The 17,101-nt window shown below is 43.1% G+C and carries 14 protein-coding genes and 1 riboswitch; of the genes, 10 read left to right on the plus strand and 4 right to left on the minus strand.

Going from position 1 to position 17,101, the window contains the following annotated elements; genetic code table 11:
- Window positions 1–107 precede the first annotated feature (107 nt).
- Together polA and ACE1OE_RS19265 are read left to right on the plus strand one after the other, a co-directional pair.
- Window positions 108–2,903: a DNA polymerase I gene (gene polA / locus ACE1OE_RS19260; protein WP_449211986.1), complete on the plus strand. Its 2,796-nt coding sequence runs from the start codon at window positions 108–110 to the stop codon at window positions 2,901–2,903.
- 192 nt (window positions 2,904–3,095) lie between these two features.
- A complete protein-coding gene (locus ACE1OE_RS19265) occupies window positions 3,096–3,143 on the plus strand; it encodes a hypothetical protein (protein ID WP_438356636.1) in 48 nt (15 codons plus the stop codon).
- Window positions 3,144–3,599: 456 nt separating this feature from the next.
- Here the strand turns inward: ACE1OE_RS19265 and yihA are convergent, their stop codons facing one another.
- Entirely contained in the window at window positions 3,600–4,280 is a 681-nt protein-coding gene (gene yihA / locus ACE1OE_RS19270; protein ID WP_198593073.1) for a ribosome biogenesis GTP-binding protein YihA/YsxC, read from the minus strand.
- Between the two features lie 197 nt (window positions 4,281–4,477).
- On the opposite strand from yihA, the gene ACE1OE_RS19275 reads away from it, so the two are divergent.
- The 3 genes from ACE1OE_RS19275 to dinF all read left to right on the plus strand — a co-directional run bounded on the left by ACE1OE_RS19275 (window position 4,478) and on the right by dinF (window position 8,139).
- Complete coding sequence (locus ACE1OE_RS19275; RefSeq protein ID WP_102470923.1) at window positions 4,478–5,095, plus strand: c-type cytochrome; 618 nt, start codon at window positions 4,478–4,480, stop codon at window positions 5,093–5,095.
- A gap of 764 nt (window positions 5,096–5,859) precedes the next feature.
- Window positions 5,860–6,672, plus strand: a complete 813-nt coding sequence (locus tag ACE1OE_RS19280; protein WP_372062766.1) for a class I SAM-dependent methyltransferase — start codon at window positions 5,860–5,862, stop codon at window positions 6,670–6,672.
- A 120-nt stretch (window positions 6,673–6,792) separates the two neighbouring features.
- Window positions 6,793–8,139 (plus strand): MATE family efflux transporter DinF, encoded by a 1,347-nt coding sequence (gene dinF, locus ACE1OE_RS19285; RefSeq protein ID WP_449211987.1) that lies wholly within the window; start codon window positions 6,793–6,795, stop codon window positions 8,137–8,139.
- Between the two features lie 117 nt (window positions 8,140–8,256).
- Here dinF and sthA read toward each other — a convergent pair whose 3' ends face one another.
- The gene (gene sthA / locus ACE1OE_RS19290) at window positions 8,257–9,657 is read right to left on the minus strand and encodes a Si-specific NAD(P)(+) transhydrogenase (protein ID WP_449211988.1); all 1,401 of its coding nucleotides are present in this window, start codon (window positions 9,655–9,657) and stop codon (window positions 8,257–8,259) included.
- A 418-nt stretch (window positions 9,658–10,075) separates the two neighbouring features.
- Between sthA and fabR the strand changes: the two genes are divergently transcribed.
- Both fabR and ACE1OE_RS19300 read left to right on the plus strand, forming a co-directional pair.
- Complete coding sequence (gene fabR, locus ACE1OE_RS19295) at window positions 10,076–10,717, plus strand: HTH-type transcriptional repressor FabR (RefSeq protein WP_102470927.1); 642 nt, start codon at window positions 10,076–10,078, stop codon at window positions 10,715–10,717.
- On the plus strand, window positions 10,717–11,088 hold the full coding sequence (locus tag ACE1OE_RS19300; protein ID WP_102470928.1) for a YijD family membrane protein: 372 nt from the start codon (window positions 10,717–10,719) through the stop codon (window positions 11,086–11,088). The genes fabR and ACE1OE_RS19300 overlap by 1 nt, the downstream gene beginning before the upstream one ends.
- Before the next feature lie 59 nt (window positions 11,089–11,147).
- Here the strand turns inward: ACE1OE_RS19300 and trmA are convergent, their stop codons facing one another.
- Complete coding sequence (trmA, locus tag ACE1OE_RS19305) at window positions 11,148–12,260, minus strand: tRNA (uridine(54)-C5)-methyltransferase TrmA (protein WP_449211989.1); 1,113 nt, start codon at window positions 12,258–12,260, stop codon at window positions 11,148–11,150.
- Between the two features lie 155 nt (window positions 12,261–12,415).
- Window positions 12,416–12,620, plus strand: a riboswitch (cobalamin riboswitch).
- Window positions 12,621–12,679: 59 nt separating this feature from the next.
- On the opposite strand from trmA, the gene ACE1OE_RS19310 reads away from it, so the two are divergent.
- From ACE1OE_RS19310 to murI, 3 genes are all read left to right on the plus strand, one after another.
- A complete protein-coding gene (locus ACE1OE_RS19310) occupies window positions 12,680–14,530 on the plus strand; it encodes a TonB-dependent receptor domain-containing protein (RefSeq protein WP_449211990.1) in 1,851 nt (616 codons plus the stop codon).
- Window positions 14,531–14,584: 54 nt separating this feature from the next.
- Entirely contained in the window at window positions 14,585–15,247 is a 663-nt protein-coding gene (locus ACE1OE_RS19315; protein WP_449211991.1) for a Dph6-related ATP pyrophosphatase, read from the plus strand.
- Between the two features lie 70 nt (window positions 15,248–15,317).
- Window positions 15,318–16,121, plus strand: coding sequence for a glutamate racemase (murI, locus tag ACE1OE_RS19320; RefSeq protein WP_449211992.1), 804 nt, complete (start codon window positions 15,318–15,320; stop codon window positions 16,119–16,121).
- Here murI and ACE1OE_RS19325 read toward each other — a convergent pair.
- The gene (locus ACE1OE_RS19325) at window positions 16,090–16,536 is read right to left on the minus strand and encodes an RNA recognition motif domain-containing protein (protein ID WP_102470933.1); all 447 of its coding nucleotides are present in this window, start codon (window positions 16,534–16,536) and stop codon (window positions 16,090–16,092) included. The genes murI and ACE1OE_RS19325 overlap by 32 nt on opposite strands.
- Window positions 16,537–17,101 lie beyond the last annotated feature (565 nt).

Raw genomic sequence — 17,101 nt, forward strand, 5'->3', positions numbered from 1 at the left:
AGAGAGTAAAATTCTAGCGCTGTGTATCTAACCAGTGAAAGGTCGTAGCATAGTATAAACAGACGTGGCATCCTTATACGAAATCCCCCAATCTTGGATGACTAGACATGGCTCATATACCAGACAACCCGCTGATTCTCATTGATGGCTCTTCTTATCTTTATCGTGCATTCCACGCTTACCCTGAAACCATGAGTAACGGTGAGATACCAACGAATGCGGTTTATGGTGTAGTGAATATGCTGCGAAGCATGATGCGCCAGTTTGCTTCTGATCGCATTGCTGTTGTGTTTGATGCTAAAGGTAAAACATTTCGTGATGAAATGTATCCTGAGTACAAGGCTAACCGACCGCCAATGCCGGATGATCTTCGTTGCCAGATCGAACCCCTACACAACGTGATTCGAGCGATGGGCCTACCGTTAATTTGTGTCCCGGGTGTCGAGGCCGATGATGTGATTGGTACGTTGGCTCACCAAGCTTCCCAAGCCGGTATGCCAGTATTAATAAGTACTGGTGATAAAGATATGGCGCAGCTGGTTGATGAAAACGTCACGTTGATCAATACCATGACTAATGTCGTGATGGATACGGAAGGTGTCATCGAAAAATTTGGTATTCCACCTGAATTGATCATCGATTACCTTGCCCTAATGGGGGATAAGGTCGATAACATACCAGGTATTCCTGGGGTGGGGGATAAAACAGCGACGGCTTTATTGCAAGGTATCGGTAGTATCAAGCATATTTATGAGCGCCTTGATGATATTGCAGCGTTAGGCTTCCGTGGCTCTAAAACCATGGCTAAAAAGCTTATTGAACATAAAGAAAATGCAACGCTGTCTTATGACCTGGCCACGATTAAGCTGGATGTTGAGCTTGACTATAAACCGGAAGAGTTATTAAAACAGACCCCTCATACCGATGAGTTGACGGCGCTTTTTGCCCAGTTGACTTTTAAATCGTGGTTGAATGAACTGCTGGAAGGCGGGACAGGTGAAGTGGTGGCGGATGGGAGCGCAGCAAATCGCTCAAACCCGTCTTCTACTCAGGCAGAATCCGAGATGGATGTGTCTGCGGTGACGGTCGATCGTAGCCGTTACGAGACCATTTTGACGCAAGAGCAGTTTGCAGTCTGGATTGAAAAATTAAAATCCTGCCCTGTATTCGCTATTGATACCGAAACTGACAGCTTAAATTATATGGTCGCGAATCTTATAGGCTTGTCCTTTGCGACAGAAGAAGGCGTTGCCGCTTACCTGCCTGTGGCTCATGACTATATGGGTGCGCCAGAGCAACTTGATCGTGATTGGGTGCTTGCCCAGCTTAAGCCGTTACTTGAGGATGAGAGTCTAAAGAAAGTCGGTCAAAATCTAAAGTACGATGCGAGTGTATTAGCGCGTTACGATATTGAACTCAAGGGCATTGAGTTTGATACGATGCTCGCGTCTTATGTGTACAACAGTGTCGGTGGTAAGCACGACATGGATAGTTTGGCATTAAGATTCCTACAACATAGCTGCATTTCATTCGAGCAAGTGGCAGGTAAAGGCAAATCCCAACTGACATTCAATCAAATAGAATTAGATGTAGCCTCTCCTTATGCCGCAGAGGATGCTGATGTAACGCTTAGACTTCACCAGCGTTTGAATGCTGAACTAGAAAAAAATGAAGCCTTGCAACGTATCTATAAAGAAATAGAAGTTCCATTAGTCCCTGTACTGTCTCGCATTGAGAGAACCGGCGTACTGGTTGATGACATGCTGCTAGGTGCTCAATCTCAAGAATTGGCGCTTAGGCTGGATGAATTAGAAAAAGAAGCCTATGAAGTGGCAGGACAAGAGTTCAACCTGAGTTCGCCAAAACAACTGCAAGCGATTTTATTTGAAAAAATGGCGTTACCTGTAATTAAGAAAACGCCGTCAGGTGCCGCTTCGACGAATGAAGAAGTATTACAAGAGTTGGCCCTAGACTATCCATTACCAAAGTTGATCTTAGAGTATCGTGGACTGGCAAAACTAAAATCGACTTATACCGATAAGTTACCAAAAATGATTAATGCTGAAACGGGAAGGGTTCATACCTCATACCATCAGGCCGTCACCGCGACGGGGCGTTTATCCTCCACCGATCCAAATCTACAGAATATCCCTATTAGGAATGAAGAAGGACGTCGTATTCGCCAAGCATTTGTGGCTCCGCATGGGTGGAAAATTCTCGCGGTCGATTATTCCCAAATTGAATTGAGAATTATGGCGCATTTATCTGGAGATCCGGCTCTTTTAGATGCCTTTAAACATGGTAAGGATATCCATGCTGCAACCGCTGCTGAGATTCTTGGTGTGGATATTGAGAACGTCTCGACTGAACAGCGTCGCCGAGCAAAAGCCATTAACTTTGGCCTTATTTATGGAATGAGTGCGTTTGGATTATCTAAACAGTTAGGTATCCCTCGTCGAGAAGCCCAAGAATATATGGATACGTACTTTGAGCGCTATCCTGGTGTGATGCAATATATGGAAGACACTCGCTCGGCTGCATCTGAGAATGGTTATGTTGAAACTATTTTTGGTCGTCGTCTGCATCTTCCCGAGATTAAATCTCGTAATGCGATGCGACGTAAAGCGGCTGAGCGTGCAGCGATAAACGCACCGATGCAAGGCACGGCAGCCGATATCATTAAAAAGGCAATGCTACTGGTTGATGAATGGGTAGAAAATGAGGGTGATGGTAAAGTTCGAATTCTAATGCAGGTTCATGATGAACTGGTATTTGAAGTAGAATCGTCATTCTTAGGCGAAATTGAAAGTAAAATACAAAAGTTGATGGAATCTGCAGCAGACTTAGCGGTGCCTCTTGTCGCGGATAGTGGTCATGGTGATAACTGGGATCAGGCTCACTAGTCAATTATTGAGCAATTTCTAGCGTAATTCATGAGCCAGCGCACAAACGCTGGCTTTTTTCTATCAATAATAAAGTTATTTAAAGAGAAAATATTCGGTGTGTTAATAAAACTATAATGAAAATAAACTACAAAATTAGTTTCATTTTTAGATCAGTTGTTGTACATTGGTTGCGTAGGGTACAGAGGTAAGATGTTCTATCTTTCAGACCTTTTGTTTCACGTTATTGGATTAGGCTGATTCAGCCGCCCCAGTCAGCATTTGACTGGGGCGTTTTTTCTTGTGCGAAAGAAAAATAATCCCATTATCTTTCATGCCTTCACCTTGTTTTACTATTCATCTCCTTTTACAAGCTCAGTTATTCCTGTAATTAAACAACCTTCACACTTTTAATAATTTCAGATTGAAATCAAGTTACGTGATTTTTAGTGGTTAAATTATTAACGCATTGAATATGTTGAAATAAGTTTTTATTTTTTGAGTTTGATAAAGGCAGGATGTAAATAGGGAGAGTTGAAGAGGTCACACTTTGCAGACCTTTGAATTGAATAAATAGCTATTTTGATGGACTCTTGCATCAAACAATAACTAAATCTTCTCTCTCCCATTGCCCTGCCAGGACGGCGGGGCGTTTTGTTTCTATCGTATGGGTTTACTTCGCAAAATACGTTGTTCGCATTGTGCTTTTTACACGCTTCAATCTTCTGATTGCGACGCTTCGTTTTGATCTAATTCTTCATCCTCTGCTATCACCTCAAATGCTGGCGCAAACCAGGTATCAAGCTTACGACGTAGTTGTTCGACACCTAAGCCTTTTAATGACGAAAATCCATCTACCTGAACATCGCCGTCAAATGTCGCTTCAGCTTGCTCTCGAATCTTAAGTATCTGAGCGTTGCGAGCCCCACTTTTTAGCTTGTCTGCTTTTGTTAACAAAACTTGGACAGGGATATTAGACTCAACGGCCCAAACAATAAGTTGTTGGTCGAGATCTTTCATTGGATGGCGAATATCCATGAGTACAACCAATCCTTTTAGGGATTTACGCTTTTGTAAGTATTCACCTAGCGATCGCTGCCACTTCTTTTTCAATTCCAACGGGACTTGTGCAAAGCCATAACCCGGTAGATCGACGATATGACACCCTTCATCCACTTTGAAAAGGTTAATAAGCTGAGTACGACCAGGTGTTTTACTGGTTTTTGCTAAACTTCTTTGGTTGGTGAGTCGATTCAACGAACTTGACTTACCTGCGTTGGAGCGTCCTGCAAACGCAATTTCGATACCTTCATCTTCTGGCAAATGACGGATATCGGGCGCACTTGTTATGAAATGCGTGTTTTGATAATGAATTTTTACGCTCACTGTTAACTCCATCTCGACTTTGTGTAGTCGATTGATTACTTTTTTGTGAAATTGTGTAAAATAACCGTGCTCGGCATATGGCCACACATTGTACCATGAACGGTGTTAATTGCCCGAGTTACCTTATTTTGCTCGTCAAACGAATAATAATAACGACGTAACTCTGATGGATAGTGGTACTGGAAGCTTAATAATTATAATGGAATGTCATGAAAAAATTAGCGCTAATCTTGAGCCTTGTAGCCAGCTGTTCAGTATGGGCTGAAGGTAATATTGAAGCTGGTAAAGCAAAATCTCAAACCTGTGTTGCGTGTCATGGTGCTGACGGTAATAGTCAGTTGGCGATGTACCCTAAAATCGCCGGTCAGCATGCAAAATACATCGAAAAGCAATTAAAAGACCTAAAGCTAGGTATGACGAGTGCGGGTAAGCAAGGCCGTTATGAACCTGTAATGGGTGCAATGGCAATGCCATTATCTGAAGAGGACATGTCTGATTTGGCCGCGTATTATGCGTCGATGCCAATCTCTGCCAACAGCACTCCCGAAAATGTGGTTGCACAAGGTAAAACCTTGTATACGGCAGGCGATGCAGAACGTGGGATTACGGCTTGTATTGCTTGTCATGGACCAAGAGGGAATGGCACTGAACTTTCAGGTTTTCCAAAGATCTCTGGGCAACATGCTGATTACATTCAATCTCAGTTAGAAAAATTCCGTAGCGGCGATCGAGAAAACGATATGAATGCTATGATGCGAGATATCGCAAAAAAATTGAACGACGAAGATATTACAACGTTGTCGAAATACGTTGGTGGCCTGCATTAACCGACAGTTTGACATCGTTTCGAACACTCTAGGTTAGAAAACAGTAGTCCAACGTTTGTTTCTTTTATTGCCAGTATCCGAGCACACAAAGCCCTTCTCTTGAAGGGCTTTGTGCTTTTGTGAGCTTGAGCATTAATCCACACTCTTTGTCATGAGTAAAGAAAGGCCATTTATCTGGAGACTTTGTGCGACATTCGCCATAGTTTCTTCGTCTAAAAGTAAGCGCTTATTTTAACGTTATGAATTATAAGATTTCTTTTTTTTATTTTAGAATTGAAAGTGTGAATTCTTTTGTGCAGGTTGTTTTCATTGAGTGTTCTAGTAAATTAATCGCTGTCGACAGGACGTCGGCACAAGGATTAGGCGTCATGAAGACGACCAGGGATGCTTGGCTTGGAAGCTAAGAAGAATAGATGGAGAACTTGGACTTGGAGTTCAAGTTGACACGGATGGTAACCTATCTCACGGTTGAGAAATATTAGGGACAGGGTTTAGGAAGAACTCTCGCAGATGGTTTTGCTAGGGATTACGAAAACGCATCAGGACGATGACCAACAAGAATTAGCAGTGGAAGCAATAATAATAAATGGATATTTGTGAGGCATTAGTCAATGCTGACCGGTTTCGCCATCTGGCGATAGAAAGCGACAGGTTATTCTGTCGCTTTTTTTACGTCTCCAATAAGTTAAATGAGAGTTTATATCATTTAACTTGCGACAATTGTTGATATCGATTATCATTTTCATCTCTATGGAGGGTGACAAATGAGAACGACCAAGCAACCCGAAAGTAAACATCTGAATGTTCCGGCAAAATTACTGAGGCCATTATGGTTCAGAAGTCGTGAAAGCTTGTTAGACGATGGGCTAGTCTACGATCCCATCGCGTCATACGCGTGTCGTCGTTGTCATCTTGCATCGGATTGCCTATCTGGGAATATTGATCAAAGCCAGCTATTACATGCAACATTAACGCAGGTTTGCGATTTACACGTTAAGCGCTTTTTAGAAGTAAATCCTAATGGGTGGGTGATAAACGTTGGTGCTGGATTAGATACGCGCTTTTATCGACTCGACAACGGCCGTTGCCGATGGATTGAGATTGATACCAATGAGCATTTAGTTTGGCGTCAGCGCTTATTCCATCGAAGTGAGCGCTACCAACTTATGTGCGGCTCGATTGATGACATGTCATGGTTGCAAGAACTACCAAATGAACAATCTCAGCCAATATTAGTGGTATGTGAACAGGCATTACTTGATCGCAGAGAGAATCGAGTCGCTCATTTTATTCAATCGATCGGTTGTCATTTTCAACATGCACAAGCATGTGTCGTGTTAGCGGGCGATCATAGTCAGAGCCGTTTAGGTATGAAAATGGGCTGTGAAGATTACGCTCATGGCTTTAAAAATGCGACTCAGTCACTACTGAATTGGTTACCCTGGATCCATCGCGCAATCTTAGTTTCACCTATCGACCAGCACTGTCAGCGCTGGAGTCGCTGGCAAAGAATATTGGCTAAGTTACCTAATTATAAAAATCGACTTACGCCTAATGTGGTCAATATTCATTGGTAAACGTGAAAGGAATTAAAGTTGTTCGCCCTGTTTACAACGTGCGTTTAGCGATACCATAAGCACCTTTATTGTGTTTATTCACCATGATTGCTCAAAACATGGTGAGGTATCGAGGTCGACGTGCCGTCCAATCCCTTCCATTCTTTGTTTCATCTCGACTTGCATCGCAGAGTACTCTTACTTGCTATACCTATGGTGCTGTCTAATATCACGGTCCCATTACTCGGCTTGGTGGACGCGGCGGTCATTGGTCACCTCGAACACGCTTGGTACCTAGGCGGTGTCGCTTTAGGCAGTACGATGATCAGCGTGACATTCTGGTTGCTTGGTTTTCTTCGAATGTCCACGACAGGGTTAACTGCGCAAGCGTTTGGTGGTCAAGATCAGCGTCAACTCGCCCTAGTTTTTGTGCAAGGCAGCGTGATGGCCCTAGGTTTTGCCGCCATTTTCTTGCTGTTTCATTCTTGGGTGTCAGATGCTGTTTTTTCATTAAGCAGCGCGAGTGAACAGGTTAAGCATTATGGCGCTCAATACTTTGTGGTTCGAGCCTGGAGCGCGCCTGCCGCATTGATGAACTTTGTGCTTTTAGGTTGGTTACTTGGGACGCAAAACGCCAAAGCGCCAATGTGGATGGTACTGATTACGAATGTCGTCAATATTGTGCTTGATGTCATTTTTGTGATTGGTTTTGAATGGCAAGTGGAGGGGGCGGCATTGGCCTCGGTGATTGCCGATTATAGTGGCTGTTTATTTGGCTTATTGTGTGTTCGCAAGACATGGAAAGCCCAAAATCTACCAACGTTGGTTTCTTTATATACAGAAGCTACGCAGGACCTAGCGCGATTTGTACGGCTCAACCGAGATATATTTTTACGTTCACTATGCTTGCAAGCGACGTTCAGCTTTATGACCTTCCAAGGCGCTGCGTTTGGCGATGATATCGTGGCGGCCAATGCGGTGTTAATGAGTTTTCTCATGATTATTTCTTATGGCATGGATGGGTTCGCCTATGCGATGGAAGCGATGGTCGGCAAAGCGATGGGGGCGCGGAATCGCGGTGAACTGGTTGAGTCGTTAATCGGTACTTTTTTCTGGAGTTTAGTGATCTGTTGCGTGTTAACCCTACTCTTTTGGCTTTTTGGTGCAAGCTTGATTGCGATGATCACCTCCATTGATACCGTTCAGCTTCAGGCTCAACATTATCTCCCTTGGCTAATAGCGATGCCGCTTGTGTCGATGTGGTGTTTTCTATTTGATGGCATATTTATCGGAGCAACCAAAGGGCGAGAGATGCGTAATAGTATGTTTATCGCAACCTGCTGCTTCTTTGCTATGTTTGCGCTTTTTTCAGGCTGGGGCAACCACGCACTATGGTTCTCAATGCTCAGTTTTATGCTGATGAGAGGCGTAGGGTTAGCCATGATCTTTATACTACAGTGGCGTAAAGGCGAGTTTCTCGAGGCTTAGCTATTATTGATTCGATGCCTTATAGATAAAGGGTTAGCTGGGTATCTTGGAGGAAGGAGATAGGACGAAATAGCTTTCGTCCTATCATGATCTAAATGCAGTTTGGGTTGTTTGTATTTAGAATAAACGGTTTAAACCATTGAGCGCTGCAACCCGGTAGGCTTCAGCCATCGTCGGGTAGTTAAATGTGGTATTCACAAAATACTCGATGGTATTCGCGTCACCTTTTTGTTCCATAATGGCTTGTCCAATATGAATGATCTCTGCAGCACGCTCACCAAAACAATGTATGCCCAATATTTCTTTGGTTTCTCTATGGAATAGTATCTTTAAACTGCCGATATCCTTACCCGCAATCTGTGCTCGAGCAAGGTGTTTGAATGAAGAGCGTCCCACTTCATACGGTACTTTTGCTTCCGTTAACTCTTGCTCGGTTTTACCCACTGAGCTGATCTCTGGAATCGTATAGATCCCGGTTGGAATATCCTCGATAAGGGTACCCTCAGCTTCGCCTTGTGTAATGGCTTGGGCGACAAATCGACCTTGATCATAGGCGGCACTGGCAAGGCTTGGATAGCCAATGACATCTCCTACGGCATAGATATTATCGATTTCTGTCTGATAGTTTCCGTCTACCTTTAATTGCCCACGAGAATCCGGCGTCAAACCCACTGAAGATAGATTAAGGGCATCGGTATTACCAGTCCGTCCGTTGGCAAATAAGATGCAATCGGCTCGCATCTTTTTACCTGAATTTAGGTGTACGACAACGCCATCTTCGGTACCCTCTATTTTCGCATAGGTTTCGTCATTGCGAATCATCATGCCACTGTTCCAAAAGTGATATGATAAAGAGTCAGACATTTCATTGTCGAGAAATGCCAGTAGTCGATCTCGTGTATTGATGAGGTCTGTCTTGACACCCAGGCCTCGGAATACGGAGGCATATTCACAACCAATAACGCCAGCGCCATAGATAATGATATGGCGTGGGTCGTGTTCCAGAGACAAAATGGAATCACTGTCATAGATGCGTGAGTGATCAAAGTCGACATCACTTGGTCGATAAGGGCGTGAACCGGTTGCGATAACAAATTTGTCGGCAGTGTAAGAATCGATAGTGCCGTCTTTCTTGGTGACTTCTAATGTTTTTTCGTCAAGAAAACGTGCCGTGCCAAATAGAAGACTGCATTCGTTGCGGTCGTAAAATCCTTGACGTAAACGGGTCTGTTTATCGATCACCGATTTGGCGTGACCGAGAATATTGGAAAATGTTGAGTGCAAGCTGGTATTGTTATGGCAAAACAGTGGGTTGCTATTGAATTCGATAATACGACTCACGGCATGACGGAGTGCTTTAGATGGGATAGTCCCCCAGTGTGTACAACCACCGCCGACACTTGCTTCTTTTTCTATGATCGCGACGTTTAGACCTGCCTTGGTCAAACCCATAGCGGCACCTTCGCCACCTGGACCACTACCAATAACAATGGCATCAAAGTGTTTGGAGCGACTCATAAAGTAATCCTCTTTTTGCTAATAATACCAAGCCTATCCCCTTCTCGTGTGAAAGACTGCTGATGAGTGGGAGGGGGGGCGTTAATCCAAGATGATGAACGATATTGGTAATTAACATTACGTAAATTTATGTTATCGGGATTCTAACGTATTATTAACGTAGGTAAATGAACCAAAGGCGATACAGTGTGAGTGATCACGGACTTTACGCCTAAATGACAGCATGACACGTATTCAGATATTTTAATATTGAGCGTAACCGAGTTGCGATTGCTTACAAAGTGATGTGAGATATGTAAAAGGTTTTGGCAAAAATCCCTTTATCGACACTTATACAAAGTGGCTATTCGCGCTATATTATTGGCTCTCCCACGATTACCGTTATAAATGGTAAACAACAAGTACACCTAGGTTAAACATGAAATCAATGGGAATCCGTGCACAACAAAAAGAAAAAACGCGTCGTTCATTGATTGATGCTGCTTTCAGCCAGCTCAGTGCTGACCGCAGTTTTTCGAATTTGAGCTTGCGCGAAGTGGCTCGAGAAGCGGGGATTGCACCAACTTCTTTTTATCGCCACTTCAAAGACATGGATGAACTGGGTCTCACCATGGTAGACGAAGGAGGCTTGCTGCTTAGGCAGTTAATGCGACAAGCACGGCAACGTATTGTCAAAGAAGGCAGTGTGATTCGCACCTCGGTTGAAACCTTCATGGAGTTCATCGCGAGTAGTCCAAACGTCTTTCGACTGTTGTTAAGAGAGCGTTCGGGAACATCGTTTGAATTCCGTGCAGCAGTAGTGAGGGAAATGCAGCATTTTTCTGCCGAGCTGACCGAGTATTTGGTCAGCACAGGAATGGACCGTGATGAGGCGTTTGCTCAAGCTGAAGCATCGGTTATTTTGGTATTCAGCTCTGGCGCCGAGGCTCTAGATCTGAGTAAGGTGGAAAGATATGAACTCGCTGAAAGGTTGATTGTCCAACTAAGAATCGTGGCCAAGGGCGCATACTGGTATCGTAAAGAACGTGAACGAAACCGTCTAAAAGAAGGGTCGAACTAATGTCTAAAGAAATTTCCTCTGAAAGTAATAACAGCGGTAAAAAAACACTCGTATTGGCGTTGATTGCTGGTATGTGTGGTAACGCGATGTTGTCTTGGTTGACGATTAGCGAAGTAGTATTCTCTATTTTTCCTTTGATCGCACTCGTGCTATCACTGCAAGCTCTGTATCAAGAGTATTTAAAGAACCCAATCCCTGAAGACTTTCCAATGGTTGGTTTAGCCGCATTCTTTGTGGGTGCTTTTGGTCATTCAGCATTTACTAAAGCTCAGTACCCGGATGCCGGTGGGAACTTTTTCGCGATTATTGTTGTTCTCGTGTTGTTGTTCTGGATCGGTAAGAAGCTCGGCTACATCATGAAAGAAGCTTAAAAAATACACGCAAATAAAAAAACGAGCCGTACGGCTCGTTTTTTTTTGCTCAAAATTTATTATTTTGTTTTCCGTTCTAGCATGACACCGGCCTCGGTGTGGTGTGTGAACGGGAATTGATCGAATAGCGCAAAGCGAGTAATCGTATGGGTTTCACTGAGGACATCAAGGTTGTCTTTCAGTGTGTCTGGATTACAAGATATGTAGAGAATTCGTTCATAGCCTTGGACCATTTTACAGGTGTCGATATCCATTCCAGAGCGTGGTGGATCAACGAAAATGGTATTGCAATTATAGCTTTTTAGGTCGATGTTTTGTTGCTTTAAGCGGCGAAACTCCCGTTTACCTTCCATCGCTTCAGTAAAATCTTCAGCTGACATACGAACAATCTGTACGTTATCAATTTTATTAGCCGCGATATTGAACTGCGCTGAATCCACCGAAGGTTTAGCAAGCTCAGTCGCTAATACGCGTTCAAAGTTCTGAGCAAGTGCTAATGAGAAGTTACCGTTACCACAATAAAGCTCTAACAGATCACCGGAGCTTTCTTGAGTACAATCAACGGCCCATTCCAACATTTTTTGAGCCACAGGGCCGTTAGGCTGAGTGAAGCTATTTTCTACCTGTTGATAGGTAAAAGGTTTGTCATGCACCTGAAGCGTTTCGAGCACATAGTCTTGATCAAGGACGATTTTCATTTTTCGTGCGCGACCAATTAGGTTGAGCTTGAATCCTTCATCATTCAAACGCTGCTTTAATGCTGTCGCTTCTTGTTTCCATTCTTCATCTAGTTGGCGATGGTACAGTAGTGAAACTAATACCTCACCGCTTAAGGTGGATAGAAAATCGACCTGGAACAATTTTTTTCTTAGGGCGTCGTTACCTTTCGTCGCCTCTATTAGCAAAGGCATTAAATCATTGATGAGTCGGCTTGCCGCAGGAAATTGGTCAACACGATATTTTTGACGAGTTTCTTGGTCAAACATGACGTAGTACATGTCGTCACCCTCATGCCAAATTCTAAATTCAGCACGCATGCGATAATGCTTTTCTGGAGACGTAAAAATTTCAAGTTCTGGCGCAGAGTACGGGGACATCATCGTAGTTAAACGTTGTGCTTTTTCTTCTAGCTGAACTTGGTAGCCTTCAGGTGTGAAGTCGAGATTTGCCATGATAATTGCCTATCGTCGGTAATGTGTATTGATGAAGAGGGCAGATTTTATTCAATCTCCTGTCGTTGTCCAGTTTTTCCCATGCTTGTTTACCAATAAAACAGGATATTTATAGGTTAGTTCAATCTGATATAGACAAGTAACCATTCTGTGAATACCATTTCGACCTAGCTGGTGTGAGATGTTAAATGGAACCTCACGTAATAGGGAATCTGGTGTAAATCCAGAACTGACGCGCAGCGGTAAGAGAGAACGAAAACTCATTAGACACTGTAGATAGTTACGGGAAGTCGAGTCGTAGATAAGATGGTTAGTCTTGTGCTCTCAAGTCCGAATACCTGCCAGCAACCAGGTCGTTAACTCAACAAATAATAATGTGAGCGGCTCGGAAGGACTTACGCGATTAGGATAATATAAAAATGAACAAATCTTTTTTGGCGATAGCAGTGGCTGCATCGCTCTCTTCTTATGCTTCTTTTTCACTGGCAGAAGCTACTAGCCCAAATGAACGTGCTCAATCCACTAATGAAACCATGGTGGTAACAGCAAACCGTGTTGAACAACAACTTAAAGATGTTCTTGCCCCAATAGAAATTGTTGATCGAGAGCAAATAGATGCAATTCAAGCGAAATCCGTCTCTGAAGTATTACGACGCTTACCAGGTGTGCAAGTGGCGAACCAAGGCGGGGTTGGACAAAATGCGGAATTGTATATTCGAGGTCGTTCAAGCAAGAATACGTTAGTATTAATCAACGGCGTCAGAATCGGTAGTGCCACAACGGGTTCTGCAAACCTTTCTGCAATCCCACTGGATGGTGTGCAACGGATAGAAGTGATCCGTGGTGCTCGTGCTGCCGTTTATGGATCTGATGCGGTGAGTGGCGTCGTTAACATTATCACGACAAATAAGAACGGCTCTCCAAGTCGAGTTAAAATGGGAGCGGGCAGTTTTGGTAGCTACAATCTAGGCGGTACGCTGTCTCTAGGTGATGCACAAAACGGTTGGGTTAATCTTACGGCGACCCATCAAGCCAGTAACGGCTACAATATTCAACCAACGAGCTCTAATCCAATTGATGCCGATGACGATGGGTACACAAGCCAATACTTAGTATTGGATATGGGTAAGAGATTGGACCAACATTGGCTACTCAAAGCGAATGGTTACTATCAAAAGCAAAATGTCGAGTTTGATAACCCTTGGACTGGTGTTGATAAATCAGACAGTGATTTGTATAGCGTCAGCATTGCTAGTGAATATACACGCAGTAACTTTGATTCATCACTTGCTTTAACGAGTAACCAAGACAAAGCAAAATCCTATGGTCAGGGTGCTGAAGAAGGGACGATATCTACAAATCGAATCGCCGTTAATTGGAATAATAACCTTAAAGTGAACAGTGAATTGAGCCTAATCGGTGGCGTTGATTGGTATAAAGATAAAGTCGATAACACAACAAAAGCAATGACCAAAGATACCCGAGATAATGGTGCTGTGTTTTTAGGAGCTTTATACAATCAAGACCGTTTTTCTCTTGAAGGTAACGTTCGTCATGATGACAATAGTGCTTATGGTAACTACAACACTTATCAATTAGGTGGTGGTATTAATATCACAGACCAGTTTAAGTTTGTTGCCATGCACGGTACCGCTTTTAAAGCCCCTACATTTAACGAGTTGTACTGGCCTAAAGAGTGTGGGCCTTGGGGGTGTTATGAAGGTAACCCAAACCTCGTACCTGAAGAGTCTTCGACATCAGAAATTGCCTTGGAAGGTGAGTTAGCATTATTTGGATTTAGGTTAGGCGCATACCGTAGTAACGTAGACGAAATGATCGCAAGTAATGGTTCAACAAACGTCAATATTAACAAGGCGAAAATTGAAGGCATTGAAGTGGTTACCCGTTTTGATACTGGTGCTATTACTCATGAAGTCTCATACGACTATCTCGACGCAAAAGATGAAACTACAGGGAAGGATCTTGTAAGACGAGCGCGTCATAGCGGTAAATGGAACGCGTCGTATAATATAGCGTCATGGAGATTCGATCTTAGCTATTTGTACCAGGGTAAGCGATACAATGATGCTGCGAATACGGATGTCTTGGACCCATATTCGCTAGTAGATATTGCTGGAACCTACTATTTTGATAATGGTCTTAGCCTTGGTGCTAAAGTTGGCAACCTATTAAACGAAGAGTACGAAACGGTCAGTGGTTATAAAACACCTGAGCGCAATTACTACGTAAATGCGATGTACGAATTCTAATAAGTGATACCGTCTCCGATAAAGAGGCGGTTTTTCTAGGTAGTTAAAGAAGATATGAAAAACGTCATAATCAGTTGGTCTTCTGGCAAAGACTCCACGTTAACGTTAGAACGCTTAATCGAATCTGAGCACTATCATGTCGTTGGTTTGTACACGACTCATGTGAACGGCGAAGTTCCATTTCAAGTTACGCCATTGAATGTCGTGAAGATGCAAGCACAAAGACTGGGTTTGCCATTAGTAGCGATTGAGTTGCCAGAGGTTTTCCCTTCGAATGAAATTTATCAATCCCTCGTCATCCAAGGTATAAAGTCCTCGGGATTAATGGTTGACGGAATCGCGTTTGGCGATATGTTTTGTAATGGCATTGTCGACTATCGCAAAAGCTATGTTGAGCCTGCTGGTTATGAAGCGGTGTTTCCATTGCTGGGGCAAGATAGCCATGATCTCGCGAATGAAATCATACAGCGTGGCATCGAGACGGTGATGGTTACAGTAGATCGAGGTGTATTACCTGAAGAGTTATGTGGGCAAGTCTATTCTCGTGATTTGATTGACGCTCTGCCTAAAAATGTTGATCCCTGTGGAGAGGATGGAGAGTTTCATACCCTAGTGGTAAATTCTCGATACTTTTCCACGCCGATTACTCTCCAGTATGACGCTATTGAGACGGGGGAGCGATTTAGTCATCTCCGCTACAAAATAGTGTCAGATTGAAAACTACCTGGTTTACGCTCTTGATGGTTCTCAGTATGATTGATGAGAACCTCATTAATGTTTAATTGCGATGTCGAATCTAACAAATAGAAAAAATATCCTTATCTTTGACTCTGGGGTCGGTGGCTTATCCGTTTTTCAGGAAATTTATACCCGACTTCCTTTAGAAAACTACATCTATTTGTTTGATAACGAAGCCTACCCGTACGGCGAATTGAGTCAAGAGACTTTAATCGATAGAACCTGCACGCTTATCAAGCGCATGTTGACCACTAGAACGGTCGATATCATTGTTATCGCCTGTAATACCGCGAGCACTATTGTGTTACCTCATTTACGTCAACAAACCTCTACCCCTGTTGTAGGCGTTGTGCCTGCTATTAAACCTGCGTCATTGCTATCAAAGACAGCGGTGGCCTTGATTGCTACCCCTGCGACGATTACTAGACAATACACGCATGATCTTATTCGGGACTTTTCTACCGATAGAGAAGTTAAATTACTAGGATCTACACGTTTGGTTGAATTGGCGGAAAGTAAGCTAAGAGGCGAGAAAATAGCGCAGGAGGAGGTTAACCAGATTCTATCTACTCTCAATGGCTGTATTGATGTCGCTGTATTGGGGTGTACGCATTTTCCCTTATTAAAAGAGGAGATTGGGGTTGCGCTGGGTGATAATGTTGAATTGATTGATTCTGGAGAAGCAATAGCACGAAGAGTGGAGTGTTTGTTAGGAGATAGGATTCAATATAAACAGGCGGGAGAGATGGCCATGTTTTGTAGTGCGCCCCCTGAAGAGGAGGCGGCACTAAATAAAGCAATACAATTGTTAGGCTTTCCACCTATTCAATTATTTCCCCTTCAGGATGCTTAGGGTCATTGGCAACACGTACTTTTAATGTGCGCTGCATATAGTCTTTCTCATTGATAGCACTAATCGCGGCATCGACATCAGAGCTTGCCATAACAACAAACCCAAAGCCTCGGCGCTTTCCTGTTCTTTTATCCTTCATTAATCTCACGGCAAAGACTTCACCATATTCACCAAACAAATCTCTAACGTGAGATTCGTTGGCTTTATAAGGTAGATTCCCTACATAGAGCGTTTTAGTGGAATTCGATGATTCGGATACTTGTTTAGGTGCAGAGGTGGAAAGCTTTACGACGAAAAAAGTGGCAACCACACCAATAACAAACGCGAGAGCTGGTGAAACCGCGAGTTGAGAGAATATAATTCCCCCTAATACAGCTACTGCGATCACCATAAAGATTGATTTTTTAGAATCCATATATAAATACTACTTTTCTTAATTGCGAATAATGGCATCTATCGTTAATAAATAGATATAAGAATATTACGTAGTTGAGAGGGATTTTTCCAATTAATTGATGTGATGTATTTCAAATGTTGGATTTTTATCGGCAAAACAGCCTTTTGATGGCATTTTAAGCAAACGAGAATTAATTTCAAAAAAAGGCTTGTCATCAAGTGAGTGATCTCTATAATGCCGCCTCATCGACACGGAATGAGACGGAAGTCACAAAGAAGAGTCGGTCTGGAAGGTAAAAAGAAAGTTTGAAAAAACCTCTTGACTATCCAGCTGGGAAGCGTAAGATTCGCACCCCTAACGACGAGAAGCTTAGCTTCAAGTGAGTTAGAAATGCTCTTTAAAAATATAAACCTATATCAATCTGTGTGGACACTTGTTGATGATAATCATTACGTTTGCTTCTACTGCAAAGTAGAAATAAACAACTTCTTCGGAAGTAAAATGGTTTTCAATGAACACGTGACCTAAGGGTAGTGAGCTCGCTTACTGTCACACAGTCAACAATCATTATCGTTCTGTTGGA

It is taken from the genome of Vibrio sp. E150_011 (assembly GCF_053544015.1).

Excerpts from the sequence above, each read along its gene's own strand:
- fabR (WP_102470927.1), top strand. The coding sequence starts at position 10,076 with ATGAAATCAATGGGAATCCGTGCACAACAAAAAGAAAAAACGCGTCGT.
- sthA (WP_449211988.1), bottom strand. The coding sequence starts at position 9,657 with ATGAGTCGCTCCAAACACTTTGATGCCATTGTTATTGGTAGTGGTCCA.
- ACE1OE_RS19300 (WP_102470928.1), top strand. The coding sequence starts at position 10,717 with ATGTCTAAAGAAATTTCCTCTGAAAGTAATAACAGCGGTAAAAAAACA.
- trmA (WP_449211989.1), bottom strand. The coding sequence starts at position 12,260 with ATGGCAAATCTCGACTTCACACCTGAAGGCTACCAAGTTCAGCTAGAA.
- murI (WP_449211992.1), top strand. The coding sequence starts at position 15,318 with ATGTCGAATCTAACAAATAGAAAAAATATCCTTATCTTTGACTCTGGG.
- ACE1OE_RS19275 (WP_102470923.1), top strand. The coding sequence starts at position 4,478 with ATGAAAAAATTAGCGCTAATCTTGAGCCTTGTAGCCAGCTGTTCAGTA.
- ACE1OE_RS19315 (WP_449211991.1), top strand. The coding sequence starts at position 14,585 with ATGAAAAACGTCATAATCAGTTGGTCTTCTGGCAAAGACTCCACGTTA.
- polA (WP_449211986.1), top strand. The coding sequence starts at position 108 with ATGGCTCATATACCAGACAACCCGCTGATTCTCATTGATGGCTCTTCT.
- ACE1OE_RS19280 (WP_372062766.1), top strand. The coding sequence starts at position 5,860 with ATGAGAACGACCAAGCAACCCGAAAGTAAACATCTGAATGTTCCGGCA.
- ACE1OE_RS19310 (WP_449211990.1), top strand. The coding sequence starts at position 12,680 with ATGAACAAATCTTTTTTGGCGATAGCAGTGGCTGCATCGCTCTCTTCT.
- yihA (WP_198593073.1), bottom strand. The coding sequence starts at position 4,280 with ATGGAGTTAACAGTGAGCGTAAAAATTCATTATCAAAACACGCATTTC.
- ACE1OE_RS19325 (WP_102470933.1), bottom strand. The coding sequence starts at position 16,536 with ATGGATTCTAAAAAATCAATCTTTATGGTGATCGCAGTAGCTGTATTA.